Below are 17798 nucleotides of genomic sequence, written 5' to 3' on the forward strand. Positions count from 1 at the left end.
CCCCGCAAGGGGCCCTTTTCATTGCTTGTGAGAAAATCTCAAGTTGTGGCAGAGTGCCACAACCGAGTGCAACTTCCCACGGTGGAGCCATGAGTTCGAATTCGATCCGGATCAGCAACCAGCTCTTCAGGGACGCTCAAGAGACTGGCGAGTACGTGGCCCGCTCCGCGGCGCAGCAGGTGGAGTTCTGGGCTCGCATCGGTCAGGCCTTGGAGGTCTCCGGTGTCCGCTCGCAACTGCTGTTGGAGCTGCTGCGCGGCGATCACGGCACGCAGGCCACGGCTCGCATCGAGGACGATCTGCGTGCGGCCAAACAACTCGCACAGACGCGCGACATCGAAGCGGTCAAATCCGGGAAGTCGAAACCCGCTGATTTGATCCGGTTCACCGAAGAGCGGGCCAAGAATGCGAAGGCCCTGGACTCTCCCTATTGACCATGACGACGCGCCCGCAGCTGCCCGACGATGAAGCTCCGCTGGAGGGACCTTTGCTGGATCGGGTGCTGACCAGCCTGCCGGTCGGCGTGATCCTGGTGGGCGGACAGGCGTTGGGCTTCTGGATGAAGCGCTTTGGCCTCCCGACGGACGGCGCGGCGGTCACCGCGGATGCGGACGTGATCGGTGGCGTCGCGGATGCGAATGAAATGGCCAGGCGCCTCGGTGCCCGCGTGCAACTGCCCAAGAAGACCGCGCGCACCTCGCTGGTCGCTCAGGTGCGGATTCCGGCGCCCGCGATGAAGGAAGGCAATGTCGATGTGCTGCACATGCTCTTCGCCAGCGGCGGTCTGCAGAAGTGCGGTGTGTTCACTCGGCGCGTGATCGCGGGATGCCTGACCTTTGAATTCGGGGATGGGCAGATCCTGCGCGTGATGAGTCCGTTCGACGTGCTCGAGTCGCGCATCCACAATCTCGTGGGCCTCCGCGATAGCAAGGGTGAACACGTCGAGACCCAGACCAGATGGGCCGTGCAGGTGGCCAAGGCGGCGCTGTTCTCCCAGGCCGGGGGAAGTGCCGAGTTCGCCGCCCGCCTCGGAGCGGCGATCCAACGGATCTACCAACTGGCCAAGAGCTCACCGGGACGTCGGGCGTACCGTCAGTATGGGATCGACGTGCTCGACGCCATCGACGCCGACCTGCTGCAGGCCATGGTGCCGTCCTGTGCGGCCCAGCTGGTTCCGGTTCGGGAACTCCAGAGGGAGCGCGGCACGAGCTGCCCTTGATCCCGAGGGATCTGCCATAGGAGGGCGCTCGCGGAGCCCGGTCAGAACATCGTCGACCGATGCGCGCCGAAGCCGGCCATCGCGCCGTCGGACACCGCGAGCGTGACGCTGCCGGCTGCGCGGGCGGCGTCGCCGCAGGCGAAGACCTTGGGCACACTGGTGTCCTGCATCGGGCCGACCTTGATGAACGGTCCCATCGGTCCGTCCTCCATGACGCAGCCGAGCTGCGCGGCGATCGTGCTCGACGGCGTCGTGCGCGGCTGGGTGAAGAGGCCGTCCATCGTCAACGTCCGGCCATCCTGCAGCACGACGTCGGCGACGCCGTCGATACGAGCGATCGGCGTGGGCTCGACGCGCGTCCCGCGGCGGGCGAACTCGTCAAGGTCCTCGGCGCTGGGCTCGTAGGCGCCATTCAGGAACAGCGTCGGCACGCCCCAGTCCGGCAGCATCATCGCGTGGTGCTGCGCCAGCGGAGACGCGGCGACGATGCCGATGCGGCCCTGGTTCAGCTCGTAGCCATGGCAGTACGGACAGTGAAAGACGCTGCGTCCCCAACGTTCGGCGAGACCGGGCACGGGCGGCAGCTCGTCGCGGACACCGGTGGCGAGGATCAGCCGTCCGGCGCTGACCGCGACGTCGCCCACACGGAACTCGAGCCGGCCGTCCGGCGCGACGCGTCCGTCGTCGGCGAGCCCGGACATCCACTGCACGGTCGGATAGAGCCGCAACTGCCGGCGCGCTTCCTCCGCGATCGCAGCGGGCGCGCGGCCATCCTGCGTCAGGAAGCCGTGCGCTTCGCCACCGTGATCGTCGACGCACTGGTTGCGTCGCTTCCCCGCGTCGACAACGAGCACCTGGCGACGCGCCCGCGCCAGTTGAAGGGCCGCGGCCATGCCGGCATAGCTGCCGCCGATGACGGCGAAATCAATCTTCATGGTGATGCTCCTCGAGGCGATGGGGCGCATGGCCGAGCTCGACCATGCGCTGGTGGAAGTCGCGGGACAGCGTGGCCAGCGTCACCGCGCCGAGCCGTTTCAGCAGGAGCGCCTCCGCCTCTTGCACGGCGTTGCCGAGCGCGTCGTTGACGGCGCGGGCGACGAGGCAGTCCGGGTGCTCCTCGCGGAAGCCGAGCGATACCAGCGACGCGCCGCCGAGCGCGTCATGCACGTCGCGAAGGGTGATGCGGTCAAGCGGGCACGACAGCACCCAGCCGCCGCCGTGGCCCTTCGCCGACGCGACGAAACCGGCTTCGCGCAGCCCGCCCATGAGGCGGCGCAGCACGACCGGGTTGGTCTGCATCGCGGCGGCGAGCGATTCGGACGTGGACGGGCCGTCGCCCTCGGCCATGTGCAGCAGCACGTGGAGGACGTCGGACAGCTGGCTGTTGGATTTCATGCAACATTATGAGTTGCATGATTGAAACCTTGCCGTCGCCAGGGTTGAATCCTGGACGCAGAGGGGGCAGTCAGGACCCCAACTGCTCCCGCCACTGCGCCGGCGTCCTTCCCTCCCAACGCCGGAACGCGCGCTGGAACGAATTGGCCTCTTCGAACCCGAGGAAGAACGCGATCTCGCCTGGCGTGAATGCGGTATCCGCGAGCAGCCGTCTCGCCGTCTCCAGCCGGACGTGATCGAGCACGCCCTGATAGCTGGTACCTGCCTCGCCGAGCCGACGCTGCAGCGACCGGGCACTCATGTTGAGCGCACGTGCCAGCGTGTCGATGGTGGGGCGGTCGCCGCGCATCATCTTCATCAGGACCGAGCGCGCCTGCGTCTCGATGCCGGGCTCGCCCATCGCGTCAAGCTGCGCATCGAGCGCCGGCACGAGAACCGCGAGCAGATCCTCGTTGCGCGTAACGAAGGGGATGGCCAGTGCCTCGGCGTCGTAGACCAGCGCGTCCCCGACGCAACCGGTGCGCACCTCACAACCGAAGTACGCCGCGTAGGGCGCGGTCTCCGGCGGTGTCCGCATCAACTCCAGGCGGCGCGGCACAACCGTGCGACCGGAGCCCACGCGCGCCAGTGCGTGCGCCGCCGCGAAGGCCGCATCGCTGATGATCGGCGGGCAGGACTCCTTGGCCAGGATCCAATGAAAACTCAGGCGAGCCAGACCGCGTTCGTCGCCGCCGTTGCCGCTGTCGCCGCCGCTGCCGCCGCTGCCGCTGCCGCTGCCGTCCGCGCCAGAACGCTCGACGCGCACCTCTTCAGGACAGCACAGCCCCTTGTAGCGCGCCAGGCGGGCCAGCGCATCGCCGAAGGTCGCCGAATGCAGCGCGGCCACCGAGACGGCCTCCAGCTGGGACGGACCGACCTCGCCGCCGATCTTCAAGCCGATCAAGGGGTCGCCCGAGAGCTCGGCGACGGCGCGCCAGAAGGCGAAGAACTGCCGCGTGTCCAGGCTCGTCCCCGGTCGCCGGTTGAATCCCGCGGGAATCCCCGCCCGGGCGGCGACGACGTCGACATCGAGGCCGAGCGCGGCGAGCCGCGCAGAGACCGACGCCACCATCGGGGTATGGGTCGCCCTCATCGCATCGCCATCATGATCATGCGGTCGAAGAGCCGATCGGACAGGATGGAGCGCAGGAAGAGCATCGGGCCCGCGAGGAAACCGCCGTGGTAGCGCGCCTTCGGGCGCTTCGCCTTCAGCGCCTTGACGATGAGATCACTGATCACTTGAGGTCCCGGCACCTGGGTCTGCTGCTTTTGCAGATCGTTGAACTTGTGGGCCATCCCTGCGTAGGCGCCGCTGCCCGAGTACCGCAACGCTTGATCGGAAGCGATCCGGGCCCACTCCGACGCGACGCCACCGGGCTCGATGACGACCACGTCGATGCCGAACTGTGCCACCTCGTTGCGGAGCGCGTCGGAGTAGCCTTCCAGCGCGAACTTCGAGGCGTGGTACCAGCCGCCCATCGGCGTCGCCAGCTTGCCGCCGATGGAGGAGATGTTGAGGATCTTCCCGCGGCCCTGCGCCCGCATGTGAGGCAGGCACAGCTGGATCAGCCGCGCCGCGCCGATCAGGTTGGTCTCCATCTGCCGACGGCCTTCGGCCATCGGCACATCTTCCAGCGCGCCGTACTGACCGTAGCCGGCGTTGTTGATGAGGACGTCGATGCGTCCCTGCTCCGCCAGGATCCGATCGACGACGGACGACATCGAGTCGTCATCGGTCACGTCCATGGCCAGCGTCTCGCCGCCGGCCACGCGGATCTCTTCAAGCCGGTCGAACCGCCGAGCCGTGGCGTAGACGATGTAGCCCTCGGCGATCAGCCGCAGGGAAAAGTCCTTGCCCATGCCGGAGGAGGCGCCGGTGACGAGGGCGACGGGTTGTTGCTGGAGACGCATGTCGACGTGCTGGAGGTTGACGTGCCCCATGGTCCGGGAACGGCAACCCGCGCGCCAATCCGATTCCGCCAGCCTGGCATCCGATCGCGCCAAGGACGCTCACACCTCCCACTGCGGATGCATCTCCCTCACCCTGGTGAGCGCCATCGATGCCGCCGCCGTGCGGGTCTCCACGCCGAGCTTGGCGTGGATGCGCTCCAGGTGTTTCTTCACCGTCGCCGGGCTGGCGCCGAGGATCTCGCCGATGTCGCGGTTGATCTTGCCCTTGACGACCCAGTAGAGCACCTCGGCCTCGCGCGCCGTGAGGCTGAAGGCCAGGCCCAGCGAGCGGATCACCGCAACGTCCGACACCTCGCGCATCACGATCAGCCAGTCGCCGCCGGCCGCCGCACCGACGCCCGCCACGCCGGGGGTGTCCTCGCCGCCGATGCAGTGATGCAGCCGGAAGCTCAAGCGCCGCGCGCCGAGCTCGGCGCACAGCCGCGCCGGCTCCTGCGGCGGCATGCCGTCGGCGGGCGTGTGAGCCGCCATTTCGTCGAGCGTCTTGCGCAGCCACGCCAGCACCGGCGCCGGCGTCTGCGGCGCGATCGTGCCGTAGTAGAGCTGCAGCAGCTCGCGCGCCAGCGGCGTCTGCCACAGCAAGCGGCCCGACGAAGCCCGCACCGCGATGCTCGCGTAGCCGAAGGCGTCCAGCGCCTGGCGCGTCTGCCGCGCCTGCCGCGCGCCCTGCAGGTGGACCTGCATCCGCGCCAGCACCGCGCGCGTGTCCAGCGGCTTGGTCACGTAGTCGACGCCGCCGGCCTGCAGCGCGGCGACCAGGTGTTCCGTCTCCGTCAGCCCCGTCATGAAGATGATCGGGATGTGCGCCGTCGCGGGGTCCGCCTTCAGCCGCCGCGCGACCTCGAAGCCGTCCATGCCCGGCATCATCGCGTCCAGCAGCACGATGTCCGGCCGGCCCTGCTGCGCGCAGGCAAGCGCGGCCTCGCCGCTGGTCGCCGCCAGGACCGTGTAGCCGTGCTCGTCCAGCGCGTCATGCAGCAGCGACAGGTTGTCGGGCACGTCGTCCACCATCAGGACACGATCGCCTTGCTGCTGATCGAGCAGCGCCGCCACGGCGGAAGGAAGCGAAGAGTTCATCGCAGGTCGTCCAACATCTGTCGCGGTCACGGCCACGCTCACCGTCATGGCCGCGCTCACGCGGGGTTCTCGCTGCGCGCCAGGCCGCGCAGCATCGCCTCGAACTGGAACTGCCGCGCCAAGGCGCGCTGCGCCTCGCAGAACGGGCGCCATGCGCCATCGACCGCCTCGATCGCATCGAGCTGTTGCAGCACGCCGCGGTAGTAGCCGAGCTGCAGCGCCTCGCGCAGTCCGGTCAGGCGCTCGGCCGGCGGCGTCTCGACCGGCTCGGCGGGCGGCTGCGGATCGGGCGTCGCGCGTTCGGTCCCGACGCGCCAGGACAGCGACAGCTGCTCGGTCAGCCAGTCCAGCAGCAACTCGTGCCGGACCGGCTTGAGGATGAAGTCGCGCGCGGAGATGCCGGCATCGTTGTCCTGGCCGCGCTCGAAGGCGTTCGCCGACACCACCGCCACGGCCGGCGCGTTCACGCCGAGCTCGCCCAGCATGCGCCGCAGGCGCCGGATCGTTTCCCAGCCGTCGATGCCGGGCATCGCCAGGTCCATCAGCACCGCGTCCGGCACCCAGCCGGCGGCGACGAGGTCCAGCGCATCGTGGCCGCTCGACGCGTCGCGCACCGTGAAGCCGAGCGGCTCCAGCAACTCGGTCAGCAGCTGGCGATCGTCCGACTCGTTGTCGACGATCAGCACCCGCGGCGAGACGCCGTCCAGACCGAGGCGCTCCTTCGCCGCGCGGCGCATGCGCGGCGTGTCCCAGATGCGGCCGTGCAGCTCCGGCAGGAACAGCCGCACGCGGAAGGTCGAGCCGCGGCCGGGCTCGCTGGTCGCCGACATCTCGCCGCCCATCAGCGCTGTCAGCATCTTCGAGATCGTCAGGCCCAGCCCCGCGCCCGGCGCGCCGCCGGCGCCGCTCGTGCCCCGGGCGAAGGGCTCGAAGATGCGCGCCAGTTCCGCCGCGTCCATGCCGGGGCCGGTGTCGGCGATCTCCAGGGTCGCCATCTCGCGGCCGTGCCGCACGCGCAGCGTGACCTCGCCCTCGGTGGTGAACTTGATGGCGTTGCCCAGCAGGTTGATCAGGATCTGACGCAGCCGCTGCTCGTCCGCGCGGACCCACTCGGGCAGCGTGCCCTGGGGCTCGAAGCGGAATCGCAGGCCCTTCGCCGCGGCCTGCGGCTCGAACATGTCGGCCAGCTCGCGCAGCAGCTCGTCGAAGCGCACCGGCGCGGGCTCCAGGCTGAGCCGGCCAGCCTCGATGCGCGCAATGTCCAGCGTGCCGTCGATCAGCTGCATCAGGTGCTCGCCGCCGCGCTTGATGACCTGCACCGCCTGGCGCCGCTGCGGCGGCAGCGACGCGTCCGCCGCCATCAGCTGCGCGTAGCCGAGGATGCTGTTGAGCGGCGTGCGCAGCTCATGGCTGATGGTGCTGATGTAGCGGCTCTTGGCCTGGTTGGCGGCTTCGGCGGCAGCCTGCGCGCGCTCGGCCTGCAAGCGGGCGCCCTGCAGCGCCTCGTCGGTGCGGCGGTGCGAGGCGATCTCGCGCATCAGCGCCTGCGTCTGCCGCTTCGATTCTTCCTGCGCGACTTCCCGGCTCTGATGCGCCAGCACCAGCCACCACGCGACCGTGCCCGCCACCAGCAGCAGCGCGAAGAAGGCCTTCAGCATGCCTGCCTTCAGGCTCGCGCGGAGCGCGTCCTGCGCGGCGGCGTCGATCAGCGGCAGCTGCTGCAGCTGCTGGTGATAGAGCAGCCCGAACAGCGTGGCCAGCAGCGGCGTGAGGACCAGCATCAACAGCAGGTAGTGGCCGAGGCCGGTGTCGATGTAGCGCCAGCTGCGCTGCGGCAGCACGCGGCGCAGCGCGGCGGTCCATTGCGCGGACAGGCTCGCGTGCGGCTTGCAGAGGTCGCCGCAGCGCGCGTCCAGCGTGCAGCACAGGGAGCAGATCGGACCGCGATAGGCCGGGCAGTGCGCCATGTCCGGGCCTTCGTAGTCGCGCTCGCAGATCACGCAGCGGCGCACGCCTTCGGCCGATTCCGTCTGGAGCCCTGCGGCCTGGATCTCCGCCAGCGGACGTGCGAGGTAGTAGCGCCCTTTCGTCGCCCACGCAATCAAGGGTGCGGTGACCAGCGCGGTCACCATCGCGATCGCCGCGGACCACGCCTGCGCCAGGTCGCCCATCATCCCGAGGTGCGCCGCCACCGACAGCACCGACGCCAGCGCCATCGCGCCGACGCCGACCGGGTTCACGTCGTACAGATGGGCGCGCTTGAACTCGATGCCGGGCGGCGACAGGCCCAGCGGCTTGTTGATCACCAGGTCCGCGACGACGGCCATGATCCATGCGATGGCGACGTTGGCGTAGAGGCCGAGCACATGCCCGAGCGCCTCGAAAACGTTCATCGACATCAGCATGAAGGCGATGAGCGTGTTGAACACGACCCAGACGACGCGGCCCGGATGGCTGTGGGTCAGCCGCGAGAAGAAGTTGCTCCACGCCAGCGAGCCCGCGTAGGCGTTGGTGACGTTGATCTTGAGCTGCGAGACGACGACGAACAGCGCCGTCACCGCGACCGCCCAGCCGTATTGCGGGAACACGTACTCGTAGGCGGCGAGGTACATCTGGTTGGGATCGACCGCGCGCTCGGCGGGCACCGCGTGGCTGACGGCCAGGTAGGCGAGCAGCGCGCCGCCCAGCATCTTCAGAACCCCCAGCACGATCCAGCCCGGCCCGCCGGCCAGCACCGCGGCCCACCAGCGCAGGCGGTTCTCCTTCGTCTGGCGGGGCATGAAGCGCAGGTAGTCGGCCTGCTCGCCCATCTGGGTGATCAGCGCCACGCCGACGGTCAGCGCCGCACCGAAGGCGTGCACGTCGAAGGCCGCCGTGCCCGACTGCGACCCAATCTGGGTCGTGATGCCGTCGAATGCACCAGGATGAAGCCACCCGACCCAGGCGAAAGGCAGTACCAGCAGCGCCAGCCACAACGGCTGCGTCCACAGCTGCAGCCGGCTGATCGCCGAGATGCCGTGCGTCACCAGCGGGATCACCACCACCGCGCAGATCAGGTAACCCCACTGCGGCGGGATGTCCAGCGCCAGCTCCAGCGCATAAGCCATCACCGCCGCCTCGAGGGCGAAGAAGATGAAGGTGAAACTCGCGTAGATCAGCGAGGTCAGCGTCGAGCCGATGTAGCCAAAGCCCGCGCCACGCGTCAGCAGATCCATGTCGACGCCGTGCCGCGCCGCATAGACGCTGATCGGCAGCCCGGCCAGGAAAATGATCAGCCCGGTCGCCAGGATCGCCAGCGCGGCATTGGTCCAGCCGTAATGCAGCAGCAGCGTCGCGCCCACCGCCTCCAGGATCAGGAAGGACGCCGCACCGAAAGCCGTGTTGGCCACCCGCCAGGTCGACCAGCGACGGAAACGCTGCGGCGTGTAGCGCAGCGCGTAGTCCTCCAGCGTCTCCCTCGCCACCCAGGCGTTGTAGTCCCGCCGCAGCTTGATGATGTGCTGCGGGGCGTCCTGAGGAGGGAGGGGGGCGTCCATGGGCGGGGTGCCTGGGAAATGCACGAAACATGCCGGGACCGGGCGCGCCGGCCGAGGAACCGGGGGCCGTTTCCTCCGTGTCCCTCCTTCAACTGCCTCCCGGCAGTCGAATTCCCTCCTTGACCTCCGGAAACGGCCCCCGGTCCCTCGGCCTTCGATACGCTCGTGGTGCGCCGCCCTCTTGCCCCCCCCGTGCGTCGACACGCGCGTGGCGCGCCTCCACCCTCTTACCCCCTCTCCCGCTTGCGGGAGAGGGTCGGGGTGAGGGCCAGCGGCCGGGGCAGTAACGCGGCCCGCCGCACCGGCATGGGGCTTGCTAGAGGAGGGAGACCATGGAATTGACGCCTCGCGAAAAAGACAAGCTGCTGATCTTCACCGCCGCGCTGCTCGCCGAGCGGCGAAAGGCGCGAGGCCTGAAGCTCAACTATCCGGAAGCCGTCGCCTTCCTCAGCGCCGCCGTGATGGAAGGCGCCCGCGATGGCAAGACCGTCGCCCAGATGATGAAAGAGGGCCGCGAGCTCCTCACCCGCGACGACGTCATGGACGGCGTGCCGGAAATGATCCCCGACATCCAGGTCGAGGCCACCTTCCCCGACGGCACCAAGCTCGTCACCGTCCACCAGCCGATCCCCTGATCGCGGATCCCCGATCTCCGATCCCAGATCCCCCGATCCATTGATTCCCTTGAGGACAGCGATGACCGCACGACTCCTTCCCGCGTCCTTCGCCGACGCCGCCGTGACCGCCCTCCAGGCGCTCGCCCTGACCGTCGCCGCCGTGCTCCCCGTCTTCGTGTTCGCCCACACCGGCGACGGCAGCCTGCACGACCACGGCACGCAGAGCGCCGGCGCCGCCTTCGGCGAAGGCTTCACCCATCCGTTCACCGGCCTCGACCACCTCGCCGCGATGCTCGCCGTCGGCCTGTGGAGCGCGCTGACGCAGACCGGCCGCCGCATGCTGGCCGCGCCGTTCGCCTTCGCGGGCCTGCTGCTGGCGGGGGCGTTGGTCGGTCTCGCGCTGGCCGACGAAGGACTGCGGGTGCCAGGTGTTGAGCCGATGGTCGCCGCATCGGTGCTGGTGCTGGGTCTGGTCGCCGCCGCGCGCTGGCGCCTGGGCGCGACGATGTCGGCCGCGCTGGTCGGCGCGTTCGCGGTCTTCCACGGCCTGGCGCACGGCGCCGAGCTGCAGGGCGGTGCCGCACTCGCCGGCATGGTGCTCGCGACCGCGCTGCTGCATGCGGGCGGTCTTGCCCTCGGGCTGAAGCTGCGTTCGCTCGCGCCGGTCTGGTCGCGCGCCGCAGGCGGCGCGATCGCGCTGCTCGGCCTGGGTCTGGTCGCTCGGATGGTGGTCGCATGACGCCCGGCGAGCTGCTGGTCGACGACGGCGAACTCGCGCTCAATCCGGGCCGCCGCACGCTCGTGCTGACCGTGGTCAACGGCGCGGACCGGCCCATCCAGGTCGGTTCCCACTATCACTTCGCAGAAACGAACGGCGCGCTGGTCTTCGACCGCGAGGCCGCGCGGGGCATGCGCCTGAACATCGCGTCCGGCACCGCCGTGCGCTTCGAACCCGGCCAGCAGCGCACCGTGGAGCTGGTCGACTACGCCGGCAGCCGCGAAATCTGGGGATTCCGCGGCCTGATCCAGGGAGCGCTGTGATGGCCCGCATCGGCAAACGCGCCTACGCCGAGATGTTCGGCCCGACCGTCGGCGACCGCGTCCGGCTGGCCGACACGGCGCTGGTCATCGAGGTCGAGCAAGACCTGACCCTGCGCGCCGGCGGCTACGGTGAGGAAGTGAAGTTCGGCGGCGGCAAGACGATCCGAGACGGCATGGCCCAGTCGCAGCGCACGCGCGCGCAGGGCGCCGTCGACACGGTGCTGACGAATGCGCTGATCCTCGACCACTGGGGCATCGTGAAGGCGGACATCGGCCTGAAGGACCATCGCATCGTCGCGATCGGCAAGGCCGGCAACCCGGACACGCAGCCGGGCGTGGACATCATCATCGGCCCCGGCACCGAGGTCATCGCCTGCGAGGGCGCGATCGTGACCGCCGGCGCGATCGATTCGCACATCCACTTCATCTGCCCGCAGCAGATCGAGGAAGCGCTGGCCAGCGGCGTGACGACGATGCTGGGCGGCGGCACCGGTCCTGCGACCGGCACCTTCGCGACGACCTGCACGCCGGGCCCGTGGCACATTGAACGCATGCTGCAGGCGGCCGACGCGTTCCCGATGAACCTCGGCTTCCTCGGCAAGGGCAACGCGAGCCGGCCCGAGGGACTGGTCGAACAGATCGAGGCCGGCGCGATCGGCCTGAAGCTGCACGAGGACTGGGGCACGACGCCCGCGGCGATCTCCAATTGCCTGGACGTGGCCGAGGTCACCGACACGCAGGTGGCGATCCACACGGACACGCTCAACGAGAGCGGCTTCGTGGAGGACACGGTGGCCGCCTTCAAGGGCCGCACGATCCACACCTTCCACACCGAGGGTGCGGGCGGCGGTCATGCGCCGGACATCCTGAAGGTCGTCGGCGAGGCCAACGTGCTGCCGAGCTCGACCAACCCGACGCGGCCATACACGATCAACACGCTCGACGAGCACGTCGACATGCTGATGGTGTGCCACCACCTGGACCCCGCGATCGCGGAGGACCTGGCCTTCGCCGAGAGCCGCATCCGCAAGGAGACGATCGCGGCCGAGGACATCCTGCACGACCTCGGCGCGATCAGCATGTTCAGCTCGGACTCGCAGGCGATGGGCCGCGTGGGCGAGGTGGTGCTGCGCTGCTGGCAGACCGCGCACAAGATGAAGCAGCAGCGCGGCCAGCTGCCCGGCGACACCGAGCGCCACGACAACGGCCGCGTGAAGCGCTACGTCGCCAAGCTGGCGATCAATCCCGCGATCGCGCACGGCGTGAGCCATGAGGTCGGCAGCATCGAGGTCGGCAAGTGGGCCGACCTGGTGATCTGGAAGCCGGCCTTCTTCGGCGTGAAGCCGTCGCTGATCCTCAAGGGCGGCGTGATCGCGATGGCCGCGATGGGCGATCCGAACGCGTCGATCCCGACGCCGCAGCCGGTGCATTACCGGCCGATGTTCGGGAGCTTCGGCGGCTCGCTGGCGCGGGCGTCGCTGAGCTTCGTGTCGCAGTCGGCGATCGCCGCCGGCGTGCCGCAGCGCTACGGCCTGGCCAAGACCGCGGTCGCGGTGAAGGGCATCCGCGGCGTGGGCAAGAAGGACATGGTCCACAATGCCTACGCCCCGCGGATGGAGGTCGATCCCCAGACCTATGCGGTGCGCGCCGACGGCCTGCTGCTGCACTGCGAGCCCGCCTCGGTGCTTCCGATGGCGCAGCGCTACTTCCTGTTCTGAATGATCCAAGTTTCCAAACTGCTGGCGCAGGGCGCCGGCCTGGCCCCCGTGCTGCTCAAGCGCGCCGCCGCCGTGACGCTCGACTGGGACACGCGCCAGAAGAGCCGCTTCCAGGTCGCCGACAGCCAGGGCCGCGAGCTCGGCGTCTTCCTGCCGCGCGGCACCGTGGTGCGCGGCGGCGACGTGCTGGTGGCGGAGGACGGCTCGCTGGTCCGCGTCGTCGCGGCGCCGCAGGCGTTGCTGCGCATCACCGCCTGCACCGCGCACGGCTCGCCCTTCGACCTGGTGCGCGCCGCGTATCACCTCGGCAACCGCCACGTGCAGATCGAGCTGAAGCCGGATCACCTCAAGATCGAGCCCGATCACGTGCTCGCCGACATGCTGCGTGCGATGCACCTGATCGTGAACGAAGTCGAGGAAAGCTTCGAGCCCGAGGGCGGTGCGTACGCGGCCGGTGGGCATGGCCACGAGCATTCGCATGACCACGGCCACGCGCACGACCACAAGCCCGCGGCCAAGAAGACCATCGCGATCCAGGCCGCTCCGGCCCCGCACGTGCACGGCCCGGGCTGTGGACACGACCACTGATCCCGTCACCGATCCCGTCCCGCCGCAGCTGCGGCTGACCTGGCTCGCGTCGCCGGCCTTGCCGATCGGCGCGTTCTCGTATTCGGAGGTGCTGGAGGCGGCGGTCGAACACGGCCTCGTGCACGACGACGTCAGCGCCGGTACGTGGTTGAGCCAGCAGTTGCGACTGCTCGCGCGCGGCGACCTGGCGGCGATCGCGCAGGGCATCACGGCGTGGCGCGCCGGCGACGAGTCCGCGCTGCGCGAGCTCGCCCGCTGGCTGCGCACGACGCGCGATGGCGCCGAGGCGCGCCTGCAGAGCGAGCAGATGGGGCAGTCGCTGCTGGTCTGGCTGCGCGGCCAGCCGATGGCCTCGCCCGGGCAGCTTGCGCTGCTCGTCGAGTGCGGCGAGGGCCAGCCGATGCCCCATGCCTTCGTGATGTCGCTCGCGCTCGCGACGATCGACGTCCCGGTCGAGCAGGCCTTGTTCTCGCAGGCCTTCGGCTGGGCCGAGAACCAGGTCCAGGCCGCCCTCAAGGCGGTGCCGCTGGGCCAGACCGCCGGCCAGCGCGTGCTGACGCGGCTCGCGTCCGAGATCCCCGCCGCGGTGGCCGAGGCCATCGCCACGCCGCCCGCGCGGCGGCAGCTGTTCGCGCCGATGCTGTCCATCCTCGCGGCGCGCCACGAAACCCAGTACTCCCGATTGTTCCGATCATGAGCACGACCTCTCCCTCGACCACCGCGGCTTCCGCCCTCCATCACATCCCCGGCCGCATGAAGCGGCTGCCTCCCTTGCGCGTCGGCATCGGCGGTCCGGTCGGTTCCGGCAAGACGACGCTGCTGGAGATGCTCTGCAAGGCGATGCGCGACAAGTGGGACCTGGTCGCGATCACCAACGACATCTACACGAAGGAAGACCAGCGCCTGCTGACGATCAGCGGCGCGTTGCCCGCCGAGCGCATCCTGGGCGTGGAGACGGGCGGCTGCCCGCATACCGCGATCCGCGAGGACGCGTCGATCAACCTCGAGGCGATCGACCGCATGCTGGCGCAGTTCCCCGACGCGGACGTCGTGTTCATCGAGTCCGGCGGCGACAACCTCGCCGCGACCTTCAGCCCGGAGCTGAGCGACCTGACGATCTACGTCATCGACGTCGCGGCCGGCGAGAAGATCCCGCGCAAGGGCGGGCCCGGCATCACGAAGAGCGACCTGTTCGTGATCAACAAGACCGACCTCGCGCCGCATGTCGGCGCCGATCTCGAGGTCATGCGGTCCGACACCCAGCGGATGCGGCCGACGCGGCCCTTCGTGATGACCAACCTCAAGACCCTCAGTGGGCTGGACGAGGTGGTGGCCTTCATCGAGCAGAAGGGGATGCTGGGCACCGCCTGACCCCCTTGCATCGCCGCCGGGAGCCTCCGGTCGCCCGACCACGCCCGAAGGAGGGAAGAACCCGTCCCCTGACCGCCGGACTGATGGGCGATGCATCCTTCCGCCTCGTTCACCTCCACGGCGTCGTCGGCCTCTTCCTGGGGCGACGACACCCGGCCCATCCTGCCGACCCCGCGCGCCGCCGCGTCTTCCGTCCGGCAGTCCCGCAGTCCGCCGATATCGGAGGCAGTGCCGACATCGCCACCGTCGCCGGGCTCTCCCACGTCGGAGGCGCTCCTGATCGACGGCGCGCTCGAGGCTCTCGGGCCGCGCGGCGTGGACGAGACCGCGGTGCTGGTCCGGCAACTGGTCCGCGGCGTCGATCTGCAGGTCGTGCGAGGCTCGCCGGGCGAGGGGGTGGACCGCTTCGTCCGCGACGGCGAATGGCGGGACCTGCCACGGGACCTGCGCGGGCCCGCGGCCCAGGCGCTCGACCAGGAGCGTGACCGCGACTGCCCGAGCGGCCGGCTGCGCGCGTTCATCGCGGCGCTGGGACGAGCCGCGATCAACCTTGCCCACTGCGGGGCGCGCAACTTCGCGTCGGTGGCGCTGCCCACGATGGCGCGCCAGGCCATCGGCCGCGCGCTGGATCTGGCGTTGACCGACGGCGTGTCCGAGGCGGCGCGCACCTGGCTGTCCTGCGGCGCGCTCGCGGTCCCGGTGGTCGGCCAGGCCGTGCTGTTCATCCGCGACGAGGCGCGCGGCGAGGCGACGCGGTACTCCCGCGCCACGCGCGTCGCGCTGATGGCGTTGCCGGCGGGGGCGTGCGCGCTCGGCGCCTCGACCGGCACGATGCTGTTCGCCGGCACGCGCTTCGCGGAAGCGGTGCTCTATCCGCTGATGCGCGACAGCATCCAGGCGCGCTGGCCGATGTTCACCGAACCCGACAGCGGTCCGACGCGGAGCTCGCTCGCGCTGGCGGGGCTCGGTTATGCGATCAACCAGCTGGCGGTGAGCCGCGTGTTCAGCGCCGCGCCCGATCTCGATCTGGACGCGCACGCGTTGCTGCCGGGCGGCATCGCGCTGCGCGGCCTGTCCAACTGGGGTGGCGAGGCGCTCGACCTCTGGACCCTGTTGATGATGCACCACGCCTGCCGTCATGGCTTCGGCACGCAGGTCCGCATGCGCACCGGGCAGGCCAGCCTGCCCGAGGCGATGCGCTCGCAGCGTCACTGGGACACGATGGCCGCGCGGGGCTGCTTCGTCGCGAGCCTCAACCAGCTCTACGACTCGCTGCTGGACGATCGGACGATGGCGCGATGGGTGCGTCCGACCTTCGGCGCCGGCGCGCCGGTGGCCGGGGACTGGCTCACCGAATTGATCGTCGGCAGCCTGACGGCGCCAAGCTACCTGTTCTGGACCGACCCCTTGCATTCACGCGGCGTGGAGTTGCAGACGCTGGACGAGCAGGACCGCGGACTGCCTCCGCCGCGCCAGTACGCGGGCAACAACGCGGAGCCGGCGATCGCCTCGGACGAGCGCGCCGGCGGGGTGGCGCTGACGGCATTCCGCCGTCCGCCGCGCCCGTAAAAAAGCCGCCGGTCGTGGGACCGGCGGCTGAAGGTGGAAGAGCGCGCCCGAATGCGCTCGGCGCGGCGGCGAACGCCGCGCCGATGGGGATGAATCAAGCCACCTGCGGCGTCACCCCGCCGCCGTCCTTGCCCTTGGTGTCGTCGTCGTCATGATTGCCGGCCGGCTTGGCGCCCTTGCGGTTGGCCAGGATGAACGCGATGAGCTGCCACACGATGAAGACCGAGATGATCCCCAGCAGCGTCGCGCTGATCGGGCGCTGCACGAAGACGTCGAAGTGGCCGCGGCTGATCAGCATCGCGCGGCGGAAGTTCTCTTCCAGCATCGGGCCCAGGATGAAGCCCAGCATCAACGGCGCGGGGTCCATGTCCAGCCGCATGAAGATGTAGCCGGCCAGGCCGAAGGCCGCGGTGACGAAGATGTCGTCCAGGTTGTTGTTGACGCTGAAGGTGCCGATGCAGCAGAAGAACAGGATCGACGGGAACAGCACGTTGTACGGGATCTTGAAGACCGACAGCCAGTAGCGCACCAGCGGCACGTTCAGCACGACCAGGAACACGTTGCCCACCCACATCGAGGCGACCAGGCCCCAGAAGATGTCCGGGTGTCCGGCGATCATGTTGGGTCCCGGCTGGATGCCCTTGATGATGAACGCGGCCATCATCAGCGCCATCACCGGGTTCTCCGGGATGCCGATGCTCATCAGCGGGATGAAGCTGGTGCGCGCGGCCGCCTCGTCGGCCGCGGCCTGGCCGGCCACGCCCTCGATGGCGCCGTCGCCGATCTCGTGGCGGTACTTGCTGACCTTCTTGTCGACGGCGTAGGCCGCGAACTGCGCGATCGTCGGGCCGCCGCCGGGCAGGATGCCCAGGATCGAGCCCACCACGCTGCCGCGCAGCGCGCTCGGGATGATGCGCTTGAACTCGGGCCAGGTCGGCATCAGGTGGATCTTGCCGTTGAAGGGCGTGCGCTCGTTCTTGGCGTCCAGGTTCTTGGAGATCTCGGCGATGCCGAAGCAGCCCAGCGCGATGCTCACCAGGCCCACGCCTTCCGCGAGGAAGGGCATGTCGAAGGTGTAGCGCTCCATGCCGCTGTTGACGTCGGTGCCGATCTGGCCGAAGAGCACGCCGATCAGGCACATCGCCAGCCCGTTGAGCAGGCTGCCGGTGGTCACGAAGCTCACGCAAAGGAAGCCCAGCAGCATCAGCGAGCAGTAGTCGGCCGGGCCGAACAGGAAGGCCACCTCGCCCAGCGTCGGCGCCAGGCAGGCCAGCACGATGATGGCGACGGTGCCGCCGATGAAGCTCGAGATGCCCGCGGTGAACAGGGCAAGACCCGTCTTCCCCTTCAAGGTCATCTGGTACCCGTCGATGCAGGCCACGATGGAGCTCGCATGCGGGATCTTCATCGTGATGGCGCTGACGCTGTCGCCGTACTGCGCGCCGTAGTAGATGCCGGCGAGCATGATCAGCGCGCCGTTGACGGGGATGGAGTAGGTCAGCGGCAGCAGCACGCTGATCGTGGCCAGCGGGCCCAGGCCCGGCAGCAGGCCCACGAGGGTGCCGACGACGCAGCCGATCGCGCAGAACATCAGGTTCTGCCAGGTCAGCGCGTGCTCGAAGCCGAAGGCGAGGTTGTGCAGGATTTCCATGATCGG

At 69.6% G+C, this 17798-nt stretch carries 17 protein-coding genes; 10 read left to right on the top strand and 7 right to left on the bottom strand.

What is annotated here, in order from left to right; all coding sequences use genetic code 11:
* The first annotated feature begins 89 nt into the window (after window positions 1-89).
* Both AC1VNM_RS28540 and AC1VNM_RS28545 read left to right on the top strand, forming a co-directional pair.
* Complete coding sequence (locus AC1VNM_RS28540) at window positions 90-434, top strand: TA system antitoxin ParD family protein (protein WP_483109146.1); 345 nt, start codon at window positions 90-92, stop codon at window positions 432-434.
* Window positions 431-1219, top strand: coding sequence for a hypothetical protein (locus tag AC1VNM_RS28545; protein WP_483109147.1), 789 nt, complete (start codon window positions 431-433; stop codon window positions 1217-1219). The genes AC1VNM_RS28540 and AC1VNM_RS28545 overlap by 4 nt, the downstream gene beginning before the upstream one ends.
* A gap of 41 nt (window positions 1220-1260) precedes the next feature.
* Here the strand turns inward: AC1VNM_RS28545 and AC1VNM_RS28550 are convergent, their stop codons facing one another.
* The 6 genes from AC1VNM_RS28550 to AC1VNM_RS28575 all read right to left on the bottom strand — a co-directional run bounded on the left by AC1VNM_RS28550 (window position 1261) and on the right by AC1VNM_RS28575 (window position 9237).
* Window positions 1261-2154, bottom strand: a complete 894-nt coding sequence (locus tag AC1VNM_RS28550; protein WP_483109148.1) for an NAD(P)/FAD-dependent oxidoreductase — start codon at window positions 2152-2154, stop codon at window positions 1261-1263.
* On the bottom strand, window positions 2144-2614 hold the full coding sequence (locus AC1VNM_RS28555; protein WP_483109149.1) for an Rrf2 family transcriptional regulator: 471 nt from the start codon (window positions 2612-2614) through the stop codon (window positions 2144-2146). Before AC1VNM_RS28555 ends, AC1VNM_RS28550 begins: the two co-directional genes overlap by 11 nt.
* Window positions 2615-2684: 70 nt before the next feature.
* Window positions 2685-3746: an AraC family transcriptional regulator gene (locus tag AC1VNM_RS28560; RefSeq protein WP_483109150.1), complete on the bottom strand. Its 1062-nt coding sequence runs from the start codon at window positions 3744-3746 to the stop codon at window positions 2685-2687.
* Complete coding sequence (locus AC1VNM_RS28565) at window positions 3743-4564, bottom strand: oxidoreductase (RefSeq protein WP_483109151.1); 822 nt, start codon at window positions 4562-4564, stop codon at window positions 3743-3745. Before AC1VNM_RS28565 ends, AC1VNM_RS28560 begins: the two co-directional genes overlap by 4 nt.
* 99 nt (window positions 4565-4663) lie before the next feature.
* A complete protein-coding gene (locus AC1VNM_RS28570) occupies window positions 4664-5701 on the bottom strand; it encodes a response regulator (RefSeq protein ID WP_431102110.1) in 1038 nt (345 codons plus the stop codon).
* A gap of 56 nt (window positions 5702-5757) precedes the next feature.
* Complete coding sequence (locus AC1VNM_RS28575) at window positions 5758-9237, bottom strand: hybrid sensor histidine kinase/response regulator (RefSeq protein ID WP_483109152.1); 3480 nt, start codon at window positions 9235-9237, stop codon at window positions 5758-5760.
* A 332-nt stretch (window positions 9238-9569) separates the two neighbouring features.
* On the opposite strand from AC1VNM_RS28575, the gene AC1VNM_RS28580 reads away from it, so the two are divergent.
* The 8 genes from AC1VNM_RS28580 (at window position 9570) to AC1VNM_RS28615 (ending at window position 16141) form a co-directional block, all read left to right on the top strand.
* Window positions 9570-9872, top strand: a complete 303-nt coding sequence (locus AC1VNM_RS28580) for an urease subunit gamma (RefSeq protein WP_067283776.1) — start codon at window positions 9570-9572, stop codon at window positions 9870-9872.
* Between the two features lie 61 nt (window positions 9873-9933).
* A complete protein-coding gene (locus AC1VNM_RS28585; protein ID WP_377156951.1) occupies window positions 9934-10593 on the top strand; it encodes a HupE/UreJ family protein in 660 nt (219 codons plus the stop codon).
* Window positions 10590-10895 (top strand): urease subunit beta, encoded by a 306-nt coding sequence (locus tag AC1VNM_RS28590; RefSeq protein WP_297528887.1) that lies wholly within the window; start codon window positions 10590-10592, stop codon window positions 10893-10895. The genes AC1VNM_RS28585 and AC1VNM_RS28590 overlap by 4 nt, the downstream gene beginning before the upstream one ends.
* Window positions 10895-12613 carry an urease subunit alpha gene (gene ureC, locus AC1VNM_RS28595; protein ID WP_483109153.1) on the top strand — a complete coding sequence of 573 codons (1719 nt, stop codon included), beginning with the start codon at window positions 10895-10897 and terminating at the stop codon, window positions 12611-12613. The genes AC1VNM_RS28590 and ureC overlap by 1 nt, the downstream gene beginning before the upstream one ends.
* Window positions 12614-13201, top strand: a complete 588-nt coding sequence (ureE, locus tag AC1VNM_RS28600; RefSeq protein ID WP_483109154.1) for an urease accessory protein UreE — start codon at window positions 12614-12616, stop codon at window positions 13199-13201. It begins immediately after the preceding gene.
* Window positions 13185-13898, top strand: coding sequence for an urease accessory protein UreF (locus tag AC1VNM_RS28605; protein WP_483109155.1), 714 nt, complete (start codon window positions 13185-13187; stop codon window positions 13896-13898). Before ureE ends, AC1VNM_RS28605 begins: the two co-directional genes overlap by 17 nt.
* Window positions 13895-14572 carry an urease accessory protein UreG gene (ureG, locus tag AC1VNM_RS28610; RefSeq protein WP_483109156.1) on the top strand — a complete coding sequence of 226 codons (678 nt, stop codon included), beginning with the start codon at window positions 13895-13897 and terminating at the stop codon, window positions 14570-14572. Before AC1VNM_RS28605 ends, ureG begins: the two co-directional genes overlap by 4 nt.
* Before the next feature lie 90 nt (window positions 14573-14662).
* The gene (locus AC1VNM_RS28615) at window positions 14663-16141 is read left to right on the top strand and encodes a hypothetical protein (protein WP_483109157.1); all 1479 of its coding nucleotides are present in this window, start codon (window positions 14663-14665) and stop codon (window positions 16139-16141) included.
* A 94-nt stretch (window positions 16142-16235) separates the two neighbouring features.
* Here AC1VNM_RS28615 and AC1VNM_RS28620 read toward each other — a convergent pair whose 3' ends face one another.
* Complete coding sequence (locus tag AC1VNM_RS28620) at window positions 16236-17792, bottom strand: tripartite tricarboxylate transporter permease (protein ID WP_483109158.1); 1557 nt, start codon at window positions 17790-17792, stop codon at window positions 16236-16238.
* Window positions 17793-17798 lie beyond the last annotated feature (6 nt).

The sequence above is a fragment of the Mitsuaria sp. MSU3D genome, assembly GCF_056867975.1.